This is a genomic window from Serratia sp. H402Y (genome assembly GCF_051172415.1).
Classification (GTDB): Bacteria; Pseudomonadota; Gammaproteobacteria; order Enterobacterales; family Enterobacteriaceae; genus Serratia; species Serratia ureilytica.
Genome location: NZ_JBPIYZ010000001.1, coordinates 20239 through 33406 on the forward strand (window position 1 = coordinate 20239; position 13168 = coordinate 33406).

Annotated in this window: 14 protein-coding genes; 11 read left to right on the top strand and 3 right to left on the bottom strand. The window is 61.9% G+C overall.

Features of this window, described 5'->3' with window-relative positions; translation table 11 throughout:
• Positions 1 to 31 precede the first annotated feature (31 nt).
• Both ACSBQS_RS00120 and hpxK read left to right on the top strand, forming a co-directional pair.
• Positions 32 to 1276, top strand: coding sequence for a pyridoxal-phosphate-dependent aminotransferase family protein (locus tag ACSBQS_RS00120; RefSeq protein WP_033651003.1), 1245 nt, complete (start codon positions 32 to 34; stop codon positions 1274 to 1276).
• Positions 1273 to 2517 (top strand): allantoate amidohydrolase, encoded by a 1245-nt coding sequence (hpxK, locus tag ACSBQS_RS00125; RefSeq protein WP_342164374.1) that lies wholly within the window; start codon positions 1273 to 1275, stop codon positions 2515 to 2517. The genes ACSBQS_RS00120 and hpxK overlap by 4 nt, the downstream gene beginning before the upstream one ends.
• Here hpxK and ACSBQS_RS00130 read toward each other — a convergent pair whose 3' ends face one another.
• Complete coding sequence (locus ACSBQS_RS00130) at positions 2518 to 3291, bottom strand: amidohydrolase (RefSeq protein ID WP_047025813.1); 774 nt, start codon at positions 3289 to 3291, stop codon at positions 2518 to 2520.
• Positions 3279 to 4439, bottom strand: coding sequence for a pyridoxal phosphate-dependent aminotransferase (locus tag ACSBQS_RS00135; protein WP_197666176.1), 1161 nt, complete (start codon positions 4437 to 4439; stop codon positions 3279 to 3281). Before ACSBQS_RS00135 ends, ACSBQS_RS00130 begins: the two co-directional genes overlap by 13 nt.
• Before the next feature lie 164 nt (positions 4440 to 4603).
• Here ACSBQS_RS00135 and ACSBQS_RS00140 point away from each other — a divergent pair, with 164 nt between their 5' ends.
• From ACSBQS_RS00140 to ACSBQS_RS00150, 3 genes are read left to right on the top strand one after another with little or no spacing between them, the layout of a single operon-like run.
• Positions 4604 to 5218 (top strand): methylthioribulose 1-phosphate dehydratase, encoded by a 615-nt coding sequence (locus ACSBQS_RS00140; RefSeq protein ID WP_033651006.1) that lies wholly within the window; start codon positions 4604 to 4606, stop codon positions 5216 to 5218.
• Positions 5215 to 5904, top strand: coding sequence for an acireductone synthase (gene mtnC / locus ACSBQS_RS00145; protein ID WP_046688277.1), 690 nt, complete (start codon positions 5215 to 5217; stop codon positions 5902 to 5904). The genes ACSBQS_RS00140 and mtnC overlap by 4 nt, the downstream gene beginning before the upstream one ends.
• Positions 5901 to 6443 carry a 1,2-dihydroxy-3-keto-5-methylthiopentene dioxygenase gene (locus ACSBQS_RS00150; protein WP_033641961.1) on the top strand — a complete coding sequence of 181 codons (543 nt, stop codon included), beginning with the start codon at positions 5901 to 5903 and terminating at the stop codon, positions 6441 to 6443. Before mtnC ends, ACSBQS_RS00150 begins: the two co-directional genes overlap by 4 nt.
• 17 nt (positions 6444 to 6460) lie before the next feature.
• Here ACSBQS_RS00150 and mtnA read toward each other — a convergent pair whose 3' ends face one another.
• The gene (mtnA, locus tag ACSBQS_RS00155) at positions 6461 to 7489 is read right to left on the bottom strand and encodes an S-methyl-5-thioribose-1-phosphate isomerase (RefSeq protein ID WP_197666177.1); all 1029 of its coding nucleotides are present in this window, start codon (positions 7487 to 7489) and stop codon (positions 6461 to 6463) included.
• 146 nt (positions 7490 to 7635) lie between these two features.
• Here mtnA and mtnK point away from each other — a divergent pair, with 146 nt between their 5' ends.
• The 6 genes from mtnK to ACSBQS_RS00185 all read left to right on the top strand — a co-directional run bounded on the left by mtnK (position 7636) and on the right by ACSBQS_RS00185 (position 13162).
• Positions 7636 to 8835, top strand: coding sequence for an S-methyl-5-thioribose kinase (gene mtnK / locus ACSBQS_RS00160; protein ID WP_047572570.1), 1200 nt, complete (start codon positions 7636 to 7638; stop codon positions 8833 to 8835).
• A gap of 511 nt (positions 8836 to 9346) precedes the next feature.
• Positions 9347 to 9649 carry an urease subunit gamma gene (locus ACSBQS_RS00165; RefSeq protein WP_025160087.1) on the top strand — a complete coding sequence of 101 codons (303 nt, stop codon included), beginning with the start codon at positions 9347 to 9349 and terminating at the stop codon, positions 9647 to 9649.
• A 55-nt stretch (positions 9650 to 9704) separates the two neighbouring features.
• The gene (locus ACSBQS_RS00170; protein WP_033641965.1) at positions 9705 to 10151 is read left to right on the top strand and encodes an urease subunit beta; all 447 of its coding nucleotides are present in this window, start codon (positions 9705 to 9707) and stop codon (positions 10149 to 10151) included.
• A gap of 3 nt (positions 10152 to 10154) precedes the next feature.
• Positions 10155 to 11870 carry an urease subunit alpha gene (locus tag ACSBQS_RS00175; RefSeq protein ID WP_042783732.1) on the top strand — a complete coding sequence of 572 codons (1716 nt, stop codon included), beginning with the start codon at positions 10155 to 10157 and terminating at the stop codon, positions 11868 to 11870.
• Between the two features lie 12 nt (positions 11871 to 11882).
• Entirely contained in the window at positions 11883 to 12479 is a 597-nt protein-coding gene (gene ureE, locus ACSBQS_RS00180; protein WP_047025806.1) for an urease accessory protein UreE, read from the top strand.
• Entirely contained in the window at positions 12476 to 13162 is a 687-nt protein-coding gene (locus tag ACSBQS_RS00185; protein ID WP_042783734.1) for an urease accessory protein UreF, read from the top strand. Before ureE ends, ACSBQS_RS00185 begins: the two co-directional genes overlap by 4 nt.
• Positions 13163 to 13168 lie beyond the last annotated feature (6 nt).

Here is a 13168-nt window from a genome sequence, read left to right on the forward strand (position 1 = left end):
TGACAAGTTATTAAGCTGGTAAGGAAATAACATGCTAACTACTCCGCAGTTCGAACAGATTAACCCGCCGGCGCGCCTGCTGATGGGGCCGGGGCCGATCAACGCCGATCCGCGCGTGCTGCGCGCCATGTCGAGCCAACTGATCGGCCAGTACGATCCGGCAATGACCGGTTACATGAATCAGGTCATGGCGCTGTATCGCGCGCTGTTCCGCACCGAAAACCGCTGGACGATGCTGGTGGACGGCACCTCGCGCGCCGGCATCGAGGCGCTGCTGGTTTCCGCCATTCGTCCGGGCGATAAGGTGCTGGTGCCGGTATTCGGCCGCTTCGGACATCTGCTGTGCGAAATTGCCCGCCGTTGTCGCGCCGAGGTACACACGATCGACGCGCCGTGGGGCGAGGTGTTCAGCGCCGATCGCATCGAAGACGCGATTAAGCGGGTGCGCCCGCGCCTGCTGCTGACGGTGCAGGGCGACACGTCCACCACCATGCTGCAGCCGCTGCATGAGCTGGGCGATATCTGCCGCCGCCACGGCGTGCTGTTCTATACCGATGCGACGGCGTCCTTTGGCGGCAACCCGCTGGAGACCGACGCCTGGGGGCTGGATGCGGTCTCCGCCGGGCTGCAGAAGTGCCTGGGCGGCCCTTCCGGCAGTTCGCCGGTCACCCTCAGCCCGCAGTTTGAAGAGATCGTGCGCCGTCGCAAATGCGTGGAGGAGGGGATCCGCACCGCCGAACATGCCGACGGCGACGACGAGATGATCTACTCCAACTATTTCGACCTCGGCATGATCATGGATTATTGGGGGCCGGAACGCCTGAATCACCATACCGAAGCCACCAGCATGTTGTTCGCGGCACGAGAATGCGCGCGGGTGATCCTCGAGGAAGGGCTGGATCAGGCCATTGCCCGCCACCGGCTGCACGGCGCGGCGATGCTGGCGGGCATCCAAGGCATGGGGCTGGCGGTGTTCGGCGATCTCGATCACCGTATGAATAACGTGCTCGGCGTGATGATCCCGCCGCAGGTGCACGGCGAGCAGGTGCGGCAGATGATGCTGAACGATTTCGCCATCGAAATCGGCACCTCTTTCGGCCCGCTGCAGGGCAAGATCTGGCGCATCGGCACCATGGGCTACAACGCGCGCAAAGATTGCGTGCTGCAAACGCTGGCGGCGCTGGAGGCGGTGTTGAACCGGTTGGGCTTCGCCACGCAACAGGGGGAGGCCCTCCAGGCGGCCTGGAACCTGTACGATGCAGGACGGCCAGAATGACGCCGCAGGAGGCGCAGCAGGCCGCCGCGCGGGTGATGGCGCGCTGTGACGAGCTGGCGGCGATCAGCGCGGAGCCCGGTAAACTGACGCGTCTTTATCTGTCTGTGGAACATCGGCGCGCCAACGTTCTGGTGGGCGAATGGATGCGCGAGAGCGGCATGCGGGTGTGGCAAGACAGCGTCGGCAATATCTGTGGCCGTTATGAAGGGCTAACGCCCGGCGCCCCCGCGCTGCTGCTCGGTTCGCATCTGGACACGGTGCGCAACGCCGGGCGTTATGACGGCATGCTCGGCGTGCTCACGGCGCTGGAAACGGTGGCGCAATACCACCGCCAGGGGCGTCGTTTGCCGCTGGCGCTGGAGGTGATCGGCTTTGCCGACGAAGAGGGCGCTCGCTTCGGCGTGACGTTGCTGGGCAGCCGCGGCTTGACCGGCCAATGGCCGCAGGAATGGCTGGCGCAGACTGACGCGGACGGAGTGAGCATCGCGCAGGCCATGCGCGACTTTGGGCTGGAGCCGACGGCGATCGCGCAGGCGCGCCGCGCGCCGCAGGAAATCCGCGCTTATCTGGAATTGCATATCGAACAGGGCCCATGTCTGGAGGCGGCCGACCTGGCGCTGGGGGTGGTGACGGCGATCAACGGCGCGCGTCGGCTTAACTGCGTCTTTAGCGGGGAGGCGGGCCATGCCGGTACGGTGCCGATGGGGCAGCGCAAAGACGCGCTGGCGGCCGCGGCGGAATGGATAGCGGCGGTTGAAACGTTGACCCGCGCCGCCGATCCGCATCTGGTGGCCACCGTCGGCTGCATCGAGAGCCTGCCGGGCGCGGCCAACGTGATCCCGGGCGAAGTGCGATTGACGCTCGACGTGCGCGGCCCGCAGGATGCGCCGCTGGCGGCGCTGTTGGCGACGTTGCTGGCGCAGGCGCAGACGATCTGCGCACGCCGCGGAGCGCGCTTCGCCAGCGAGGAATTCTACCGCATTGACGCCACCGCCTGCGATAGCGATCTGCAGCGCCGCTGGCAGGCGGCCGTCGAGCAGGTACAGGGGCAGAGTCTGGCGCTGCCGAGCGGCGCCGGTCATGACGCCATCGCCGTGGCGGCGCAATGGCCGGTCGGCATGCTGTTCGTGCGTTGCGCCGGCGGCGTCAGCCATCATCCGGCTGAAGCGGTGCGGCAGGCGGACGTAGCGCTGGCGATCCAGGCCTATTGCCTGACGATCGCCGGCTGGGACCGTGTTTAATCAATCAAGACGCAGAAAGCTGTCGGCATCGCGCCAGGCCGGGAAGGCGCTGCGGTAACTCTGCAGGGTTTCCAGCGACAGCTCGGCGTCCAGCCGCGCGGCTGCGCCGGGCTCGGCATCCGCCAGGATCTCGCCCTGCGGGCTGATGATCAGGCTGTCTCCGCTGTAGTTCAGGCCGTTCGGATCGTCGCCCACCCGGTTGCAGCCCGCCACATACACCTGATTTTCAATCGCCCGCGCCGCCAGCAGCGTTTGCCAATGGCGGCTGCGCGGCGCCGGCCAGTTGGCGACGTACAGCGCAAGATCGTAATCCTGCTGATAGCGCGCCCAGACCGGGAAACGCAGGTCGTAGCAGATCTGCGGCAGGATGCGCCAGCCGCGCCACTCGACGATTTCGCGCCGGTTGCCGGCCTGATAGTGCAGGTGTTCGCCGGCCATGCGGAACAGATGGCGTTTATCATAGGCATGCACCTGGCCGCCCGGCTCCACCAGCAGGAAGCGATTGACCGCGCCTTCGGTGGTTTTCAGCGCCACGCTGCCGCCGATCAACGCGTGGATTTTCACCGCCCAACCGTGCAGCCAATCGATCACCTGCTGTTCGGGCAGGGCGCTCTCGCCGGCATCCATGGCAAAACCGGTGGTGAACATTTCCGGCAAGACGATGAGATCGCGCCCGACGATCGGCGCCAGCAACGCGTCGAAGGCGGCCAGGTTAGCGAGGCCGTCGCGCCAGACCAGAGGTTGCTGCAACAGGGTAATTTTTAAAGTCGACATAACCGCTCCGCAGCTGCATCCAGCGTGGCGTCCTGTTTAGCGAAGCACAGCCGGATCAATTTATGGGGGAAAGGATCGGCACAGAAGACCGACAGCGGAATGGCCGCCACGCCCACGTGCTCGGTTAACCAATGGCAGAACGCCACATCGTCCAGATCGGAGATGGCGCTGTAGTCCGCCAGCAAGAAGTATGTACCGGCGCAGGGTAATATTTCCAGTCGGCTGTTCGCCAGCGCTTGCACGAAGCGGTCGCGCTTGGCGCGGTAGAATGCCGGCAGCTGTCGCCAGTGCTCCGGCTCGGCGCGCAGGCTATCCGCCAGCGCCAGCTGCGCCGGGGTGTTGACCGAGAAGGTCAGGTATTGATGCACCTTGCGCACCTCGGCGCTCAGCGCAGCGGGCGCCACGCAGTAACCCACTTTCCAGCCGGTCATGTGGAAGGTTTTACCGAAGGAGGACACCGCGATCGCCCGTTGGCGCAATTGTGGGTGGGCCAATACGCTGGCGTGCCCGCCTTTGGCGAAGCAGATATGTTCGTAGACTTCGTCGCTGAGCACGTAGATCTCGCGTTCGGCGATGGCGTGCCACAGCTGCTGCATGTCTTCCGCCTGCCAGGCGGTGGCGGACGGGTTGTGCGGCGTATTGACGATCACCAGGCGGGTGCGCGGCGACAGCGCGGCGGCGAACCGTTGCCAATCCACGGCAAATGCGGGCGGCTGCAGGGCGAGGCGTTTGAATACGCCGCCGGCCAGCGTCACCGCCGGCGCGTAGCTGTCGTAGCTCGGATCGAAACAGACCACCTCATCGCCGGAGCGCACCAGCGCGGTGATGGCGGCGAACAGCGCTTCGGTAGCGCCGGCGGTGACGGTCACTTCGCTGCCGGCATCCGGCTGCCAGCCATACAGCTCGGCGGTTTTGTCGGCGATGGCTTCGCGCAGCGCCGCCACGCCGGTCATTGGCGCATATTGGTTGGCGCCCTGGGCGACGTGCCAGGCCAGGCGTGCTTTCAGGTAGTCCGGCCCGTCAAAATCAGGGAAGCCCTGCGACAGGTTGATCGCCTGATGCTGCTGCGCCAGCGCGCTCATTTGGGTGAAGATGGTGGTGCCCAGGGCAGGCAGTTTACTGTCGGGAATCAATGCGGAAGTGCTCATAGCAGGTGAATACTCCAGGCGCTTATATTGCCGTCAATATAACACGATGCTAGTATTTGGCAATCAAGACGCTTAGATGGCTAAATGCGAAAAAGTGCTTAGCCTGTCGCGCAGCCGGCTAAGCCTCACCTGCTGACCGCTATACCGAACGGGAAACGATAACAATGACGGAGAATCCGCAACTTAACGCATTACTGGCGGCCTGCCACTGGATTGGCGACAAAGGCTGGTGTCCGGCGACCGGCGGCAACATGTCGCTGCGCCTCGACGAACGCCAGTGCCTGGTCACCGAGTCCGGCAAAGACAAAGGGAGTCTGAGCGCCGCCGATTTTCTGCGGGTGGATATCGCTGACAATCACGTGCCGAGCGGCCGTACGCCGTCGGCGGAAACCGGGCTGCATACGCTGCTCTATCGTTTGTACCCGCACCTTGGCGCGGTGTTGCATACCCATTCCGTCAACGCCACCGTGTTGTCGCGGGTGGAACGCGGCGATGCGTTGGTGCTGCAGGGGTACGAAATGCAAAAGTCGCTCGCCGGTCAGCGCAGCCACCTGGACAGCGTGGCGATCCCTATTTTCGATAACGATCAGGACATTCCCCGGCTGGCGTCGCGCGTCGCGGCCTATGCCGAGGTCACGCCGCTGCAGTACGGTTTTCTGGTGCGCGGCCACGGTCTCTATTGCTGGGGAAGCCAGGTGGCGGAAGCCCGCCGCCATCTCGAAGGGCTGGAATTCCTGTTCCAGTGTGAACTGCAACGTCGCTTGCTGGAGGCGAAATGATCCGCGCTATCGTGACCGATATTGAAGGCACCACCAGCGATATTCGCTTCGTGCATCAGGTGCTGTTTCCCTATGCCCGCGAGCGGCTGGCGGATTTTGTACGCCGTCACGCCACGGAGAGCGAAGTCGCCGCGCCGTTGGCGGCGCTGCGCGCTGAAATTGACCAGCCGCAGGCGGATCTCGATGCGCTGATCGCCGCGCTGTATCGCTTTATGGATGAAGATCGCAAATCCACCGCGCTCAAGGCGCTGCAGGGCATCATCTGGCGCAGCGGCTATCGCGAGGGCGACTTCCGCGGACATCTTTATCCGGAGGTCGCCGGGCAGTTGGCCGCCTGGCAGCGCCAGGGGCTGAAGCTTTACGTTTATTCCTCCGGTTCGGTGGAGGCGCAGAAGCTGCTGTTCGGCCACAGCGACGCCGGCGATCTGCAGCCGCTGTTCAGCGGCTATTTCGACACCCGCGTCGGCGCCAAGCGTGAAACCGCGTCGTACCGCAACATCGCGCAGGCTATCGGCATCGCGCCCGACGAACTGCTGTTCCTGTCCGATATTCACCAGGAGCTGGACGCCGCGCAGGCCGCCGGCTGGCATACCTGCCAGCTGATCCGCGATGAGGCGGACGCACAGAGCCGGCATCCGCAGGTCAGCCGTTTTGATCACATCGATTTAGGGGAGTTTGTCTCATGAGTGGATTGACCATTTTCAGTGATACAGCACCGCAGCAGCCGCTGTGGCAGAGCCGCGACGCGCAGGAAATCCAGCGCCAGCTGGCGCAGATCGGCGTGCGCTTTGAGCGTTGGCAGGCGGATCGCGAGTTGGGCGACAACCCGCAGCCGGAGGCGGTGATCGCCGCCTACCAGCATGAGATCGACCGGCTGGTGGCGGAAAAGGGCTACCAAAGCTGGGACGTGATCAGCATGCGGCCGGACCACGAGCAGCGTCAGGCGCTGCGCGAAAAATTCCTGTCCGAACATACGCACGGCGAGGATGAAGTGCGCTTTTTCGTTGAAGGGGCGGGGCTGTTTTGCCTGCATCTGGACGGCAAGATCTTCCAGATCCTGTGCGAAAAGAACGATCTGATCTCGGTGCCGGCCAACACCCGTCACTGGTTCGATATGGGCTCGGCGCCGCACTTTACCGCGATCCGGGTATTTGACAACCCGGAAGGCTGGGTGGCGCATTTCACCGGCGACACGATCGCCGATGCCTATCCGCGTCTGGACTGATCGTCAACCGGCGGGCGTTAACCCAGCGCCCGCTGGAAAATCCCCGCTTCAACCTGCTGCGGCGTGATCACGCCGCTGTCGAACACCCACCCGCTGATAAGCTTGGCCGGCGTGACGTCGAACGCCGGATTGCAGACCGGCGCATCGGCCGGCGCCCACTGGCAGGCGCCGAAACTGCCTGAAACGCCGGTGACTTCGGCCGTCGCGCGTTGCTCGATCGGGATGGCGGCGCCGTCCGGACAGTGCGGATCGTGGGTGGTATGCGGGGCAGCCACATAGAATGGAATGCCATGGTAGTGCGCCAGCACCGCCAGGCTGTAGGTGCCAATCTTGTTGGCGACGTCGCCGTTGGCGGCGATGCGATCCGCGCCGACCCACACCGCATCGACCTGGCCCTGCGCCATCAGGCTGGCGGCCATCGAATCGCAGATCAGACGATAGGGAATGCCCAGCTCGCCCAGTTCCCAGGCGGTCAGACGGCCGCCCTGCAGCAGCGGCCGGGTTTCATCAACCCATACCTGTTGCACTTTGCCCTGCTGGTGGGCGCGCAGCAGCACGCCGATGGCGGTGCCGACGCCGGCGGTGGCCAACCCGCCGGTATTGCAGTGGGTCAGCAGGCGGCTGCCGGGCTTGACCAGCCCAGCGCCGTGATCGGCGATGCGATCGCACAGCCGGCGATCTTCCTCCACCAGCCGCAGCGCTTCGTTCACCATCGCCGGCGCCCAGTCCGGCTCCGCCAGCGCCAGCTTCATGCGATCCAGATTGTTCATCAGGTTAACCGCCGTCGGGCGGGCGGCGCGTAGCGTGTGCAGCGCCTGTTCCAGCTCGGCGCGTGGCACACCGCGTTCCGCCAGCAGCGCCAACAGCAGGCTGGCGGACAGCCCGATCAGCGGCGCGCCGCGCACCCGCAGGCTGTGAATGTGCCCGACCAACTCCTCCACGCTGTCGCAGGCGCACCACCGCTTTTCCTGCGGCAGGGCTTGCTGATCGAGGATCCAAAGGCGGTTGTCCCGCAGGGACAAACTGGTGGTGTTAAGCGCTTGCATCGTCGGTTAATTCCTTGTTGCGAGGTTATTGCATCTGAAACGCTATTCTGCCAACATGACTTCCAGATGTATAGACGTCCAAATGCTTTTACGTCTAAATAAACAGAATCGCTGGGGGCAGCGAGAGAGAACAGAGGGGTTGGGGAATGTCGCTTTATCGTACGTTTACGGCTGCCGATGCCGTTGAATACGCCCGCCAATACGGGCAGGTGGCCGATCCGCAGGCGCTGGTCAGCGCCGACGAGATCGGCGACGGCAACCTGAACCTGGTGTTCAAGATCCGCGATCGCGAAGGCGTGAGCCGGGTGATCGTCAAACAGGCGTTGCCGTACGTGCGCTGCGTGGGCGAATCCTGGCCGCTGACGCTGGATCGGGCGCGCATCGAAGCGGAAACGCTGTTGATCCACGGCGGTTTCTGCCCGCGACATACGGTAAAAGTCCTGCACCACGATCCCGAGTTGGCGGTGATGGTGCAGGAAGATCTCTCCGATCATCGCATTTGGCGCAGCGAACTGGTGCAGGGGAACTATCATCCGCTGGCGGCCGGTCAGCTGGCGGAATACCTGGCGCAGACGCTGTTCCACACCTCCGATTTTTATCAGTCGGCGCAGCAGAAAAAAGCGGAAGTCAGCCGCTTCACCAACCCCGAGCTGTGCCAGATCACCGAAGATCTGTTCTTTACCGATCCCTATATCGACCATGAGCGCAATCAGTTCGAGGCGGCGCTGTTGCCGCAGGTGCAGGCGCTGCGTGAGGATGCGCCGCTGAAGCTGGCGGTCGCCGGCCTGAAACACCGCTTTCTCAGCAAGGCGGAGGCGTTGTTGCACGGGGATATCCACAGCGGTTCAATTTTCGTGGCGGAAGGGCGATTGAAAGCGATCGACGCTGAATTCGGTTTCTACGGCCCGATCGGTTTCGATGTCGGCACTGCGTTAGGCAATCTGCTGCTCAACTATTGCGGCCAGCCTGGGCTGTTCGGGCCGCGCGACGCCGCCGCCGGGCGCGAGCAGCGTCTGCAGGATGTGCGCGAGCTGTGGCTGATCTTTGCCGATCGTTTCCTGGCGCTGTGCCATCAGCAAAGCCGTGATGCGGCGCTGGCGACGCCGGGTTACGCCGAGCAGTTCCTGCAGCAGGTCTGGATTGATGCGGTAGGGTACTGCGGCACCGAGCTGATTCGGCGCACTATCGGCCTGGCGCACGTCGCCGATCTGGACAGCATCGCCGACGCCGACATGCGCCTCGACTGTCAGCGTCATGCGCTGGGTTTGGGGCGCACGCTGATCGTCAATGCGCCGCAGATCGAGCATATCGACGCGCTGTTGGCGCGCATTCGTCAGCAAGGCTGAAGAGCCCGACAGTAATGAGGCAAACCCGGCTGCGGCCGGTTTTTTTTTTAATAACTTATTGGCATCAGTAACAGAATAGATAAATTGTTTTTAACTAAAAAGGTATTTTTACTCGCGTCTTATTTGTAAATTTAATTATATTTTCTGACCGTTGGTTACATGTCTTTAATATTAATGCCATCCATAAGGATAGTGCTTATTTATCTGACTTTCATGACGGTAATTAAAATAAAAAAAAGCCATCCGTTCTTTTTTTGATCGTTTTATTGTGGGAGTGGGAAGATGAAAAAAGACTTTTTATCGATAAAAACTATCACGTCGCCGTTACTTTTTTAGGAAATGGGATAGCTCATGCTCGGGTTTGAATAAAGCAGCGGGTTGATTATCTCAATATTACCCCCTAGATTATTCGAGTGTCGGACAATCGTAAATAAATAACGCAAGGTTATTAACTATAAGTAACCTTTGGCCTCACTTTGTCTGATTATTTCTATCGAGATCGGAGTGCTCCATGCAATTAACGCCAAGAGAAATCGAAAAGCTGATGGTCTATACCCTGGCTGACGTCGCATTAAAACGAAAATCCAGAGGGATAAAGCTTAATTATCCCGAGGCGGTGGCCATTATTACCACCGCGGCGCTGGAGGGCGCCCGCGAGGGAAAAACGCTGGAAGAAGTCATGAACGACACGCGGCAGGTTTTGAGCCGCGATGACGTCATGGACGGCGTGGCGGACTTGATCCCGCATGTGCAGGTCGAGGCGATATTCAGCGACGGCAGCCGCCTGGTGACGGTGCACGATCCTATTCAATAAGCGCCGATGGCCTTCCTGAATCCCATGGACGAATCTTATCAGCACAGGTATTCCGATGAAAAAGCATGACAAAGAAAAGCACGTGCCGCCAGGCGGCTATATCCTGTCCGAAAGTCCCATCACCTTCAATGAAGATCGCGAGACGGTTATTTTAACGGTGCGCAATACCGGCGACAGGCCTATTCAGGTCGGCTCACACTTTCATTTCTTCGAAGCCAACAAAGCGCTGCAGTTCGATCGCGCCGCCGCCTTTGGCAAACGGTTAAATATCACCGCCACGACGGCGATCCGTTTTGAACCCGGCGATGAAATCGAGGTGGCGCTTATTGCCATCGGCGGCAAGCAAACGGTTTATGGTTTTAATAATCTGGTGGACGGTTGGGCGGGCGACAGCCCGGTAGCCGCCGGTGAAAGAGTAAAGAAAACTATAGATGTAAAGCGAGCTATTGAGCTGGGTTATAAAAACCGCGATCAGGCGCCCATCAAGACGGACGAGGAATAAAGCATGCCAACGATCTCCAGGCAGGAATATGCCGGGCTGTTTGGCCCGACCACCGGCGATAAAATTCGCTTGGGCGATACGCAACTGTTTATTGAAATAGAAAAAGATCTGCGCGGTTACGGTGAGGAATCGGTCTACGGCGGCGGTAAGTCGCTGCGCGACGGCATGGGCGCCGATAACCGATTAACCAGCGACAATGTGTTGGATCTGGTCATTACCAATGTGACCATTCTGGACGCCCGGCAAGGGGTGATCAAGGCGGACGTCGGCATTAAAAACGGCCTGATCGCCGGCATTGGCAAAAGCGGCAACCCGGCGATGATGAACGGCGTCACGCCCGGCATGGTGGTGGGGGTCAGCACCGACGCCATCTCGGGCGAACACCTGATCCTGACCGCCGCCGGCATCGATACGCACATTCATTTCATTTCGCCGCAGCAGGCCGCACATGCGCTCTCCAACGGCGTGACGACCTTCTTCGGCGGCGGCGTCGGGCCGACCGACGGTTCCAACGGCACCACGGTGACCGCCGGGCCCTGGCATATCCACCGCATGCTGCGCGCCTTCGAGAACATGCCGGTCAACGTGGGAATGCTCGGCAAGGGGCACGCTTCGCACGCTGCGCCGCTGGTCGAACAAATCGCCGCCGGCGTGGCCGGGCTGAAGGTGCATGAGGACTGGGGCGCCACCAACTCCGCGCTGCGCCACGCGCTGCGGGTGGCCGACGACATGGATATTCAGGTGGCGGTGCATACCGACAGCCTGAACGAGGGCGGCTACGTCGAGGACACCATCGACGCCTTCGAAGGGCGCACTATCCACACCTTCCACACCGAAGGCGCCGGCGGCGGGCACTCGCCGGATATCATCAAGGTCGCCGCGCAGATGAACGTCTTGCCGAGCTCCACCAACCCCACGCTGCCGTTCGGCATCAACAGTCAGGCCGAACTGTTCGATATGATCATGGTGTGCCACAACCTCAACCCCAATGTGCCGGCCGACGTGGCGTTTTCCGAAAGCCGGGTGCGGCCGGAAACCATCGCCGCGGAAAACGTGCTGCACGACATGGGCGTGCTGTCGATGTTTTCCAGCGACTCCCAGGCGATGGGGCGGGTTGGCGAAAACTGGCTGCGGGTGATGCAGACGGCGCACGCGATGAAAGCCGCGCGCGGCAAGCTGCCGGAAGATGCGGCGGAACACGATAACTTCCGCGTGCTGCGCTACGTGGCGAAGATCACCATCAACCCGGCGATCGCGCAGGGCATCAGCCACGTGCTGGGTTCGGTCGAGGTCGGCAAGATGGCCGATCTGGTGTTGTGGGAGCCGCGCTTCTTCGGCGCCAAGCCGAAGCTGGTGATCAAGGGCGGGATGATTAACTGGGCGGTGATGGGCGATCCCAACGCGTCGTTGCCGACGCCGCAGCCCACGTTCTACCGACCGATGTTCGGCGCCATGGGCAAATCGCTGCAGGAAACCTGCGTCACCTTCGTCTCCGGCGCGGCGTTGCATGACGGCATCAAAGAGAAACTGGGGCTGGAGCGGCAGGTGATGGCAGTGCATAACTGCCGCGCGATCTCCAAGCAGGACATGGTGCGCAACGCGGAAACGCCGCATATCGAGGTGGACCCCGAAACCTTCGCCGTCAAGGTCAACGGCGAACACGCCACGGTGAAACCGATCGCCACCGCCGTGCTTAATCAACGCTACTTTTTCAGCTAGGAACCGCCGCTCATGATCGTGATTGAAAAGATACTCGGCAATATCAAACGGGATGCCGACTGGCGTGAGCGCTTGCAACACGCCTCGCTGGACGTGCTGGCGCTCTCGCAGTGGGAGGCGCAGAAAAGCCGCTGCCGCAAAACCACCCGCGACGGCCAGGACCTCGGTATTTCCCTCGATCGTCACCAGGTGCTGGCCGACGGCGACGTGTTGCTCTGGGACGAAGCGAACCGTAGCGCGGTGGTGGTGCAGATGAACCTGCGCGATGTGATGGTAATCCATCTTGAGTCGCTGCTGGCGACCGATATAGCGACGGTGCTGAAGACCGCGTTCGAACTGGGGCATGCCCTGGGCAATCAGCACTGGAAATCGGTCATCAAAGGGAATCGCATCTTTATTCCGCTGACGGTGGCGACCAAGGTGATGGATTCGGTGATGAAAACCCACGGCTTTCATGCGCTGCCTTATTCGTTCGTGAAGGGCGAAAGCATTTTGCCGCATCTGACCCAGCCCGAAGCGCGCCTGCTGTTCGGCGGCGCGGAGGATTCCGCGACCCATGTGCATGTTGACAGCCCATTCCTCGGTCAGCATGTGATCAAATTGAAATGAACGCTGTTCAGCTGATTCGCATCCTGCAGTTTGCCGACTCGGTGCTGCCGGTGGGGGCGTTTGCCTTTTCCAATGGCGTCGAGTCGGCGATCCAGGCCGGCATCGTGCGCGATGTCGACACGCTGAAATCGTTCACCCGCACCGCTTTGCAACAGGCGGCGGGCGGCGACGGCCGGGCGGTCGCGGCGGCCTGCCGGGCGCTGCAGGGGGGCGATCGCGAGGCGGTTATCGGGCACGACTGGGCGCTGTTCAACCGCAAGCTGAATGAAGAAGGCCGCAGCATGGTGGTGAGGATGGGAAAGAAGCTGGCGGAAATGACGGCGGCCATCTGTGATGAGCCCCAGGTGGTCTGGTGGCTTGAGCAGATCAAAACCGGCCGCGCCGCCGGCACCTATCCGGTGACGCAGGCGGTAGTGATGACGGCGCTGGGCGCGGGGCCGCGCGAGGTGGCGGTGATGCATCAGTACGGCGTGGCGATGACCATTCTCAGCGCCGCCATGCGCCTGATGCGCGTCACCCATATCGACACCCAACGCATCCTGTTTCAACTCAACCGGGACATCGACGTTTTTTGTGACGAAGCCGAACGCGGCGGCGTTGAACAAATGGCCTCTTACGCGCCGGTGACCGACGTCCTGGCCGCGCTGCACGTCGGCGCATTTACCCGACTGTTCAGCAACTAATGATAA

Bases quoted from the DNA above. Each gene is read 5' to 3' on its own strand.
- ACSBQS_RS00175 (WP_042783732.1), top strand. From the start codon at position 10,155: ATGCCAACGATCTCCAGGCAGGAATATGCCGGGCTGTTTGGCCCGACC.
- mtnA (WP_197666177.1), bottom strand. From the start codon at position 7,489: ATGCAAGCGCTTAACACCACCAGTTTGTCCCTGCGGGACAACCGCCTT.
- ACSBQS_RS00130 (WP_047025813.1), bottom strand. From the start codon at position 3,291: ATGTCGACTTTAAAAATTACCCTGTTGCAGCAACCTCTGGTCTGGCGC.
- ACSBQS_RS00185 (WP_042783734.1), top strand. From the start codon at position 12,476: ATGAACGCTGTTCAGCTGATTCGCATCCTGCAGTTTGCCGACTCGGTG.
- hpxK (WP_342164374.1), top strand. From the start codon at position 1,273: ATGACGCCGCAGGAGGCGCAGCAGGCCGCCGCGCGGGTGATGGCGCGC.
- ACSBQS_RS00165 (WP_025160087.1), top strand. From the start codon at position 9,347: ATGCAATTAACGCCAAGAGAAATCGAAAAGCTGATGGTCTATACCCTG.
- ACSBQS_RS00135 (WP_197666176.1), bottom strand. From the start codon at position 4,439: ATGAGCACTTCCGCATTGATTCCCGACAGTAAACTGCCTGCCCTGGGC.
- ACSBQS_RS00140 (WP_033651006.1), top strand. From the start codon at position 4,604: ATGACGGAGAATCCGCAACTTAACGCATTACTGGCGGCCTGCCACTGG.
- ureE (WP_047025806.1), top strand. From the start codon at position 11,883: ATGATCGTGATTGAAAAGATACTCGGCAATATCAAACGGGATGCCGAC.
- ACSBQS_RS00150 (WP_033641961.1), top strand. From the start codon at position 5,901: ATGAGTGGATTGACCATTTTCAGTGATACAGCACCGCAGCAGCCGCTG.
- ACSBQS_RS00120 (WP_033651003.1), top strand. From the start codon at position 32: ATGCTAACTACTCCGCAGTTCGAACAGATTAACCCGCCGGCGCGCCTG.
- mtnC (WP_046688277.1), top strand. From the start codon at position 5,215: ATGATCCGCGCTATCGTGACCGATATTGAAGGCACCACCAGCGATATT.
- mtnK (WP_047572570.1), top strand. From the start codon at position 7,636: ATGTCGCTTTATCGTACGTTTACGGCTGCCGATGCCGTTGAATACGCC.
- ACSBQS_RS00170 (WP_033641965.1), top strand. From the start codon at position 9,705: ATGAAAAAGCATGACAAAGAAAAGCACGTGCCGCCAGGCGGCTATATC.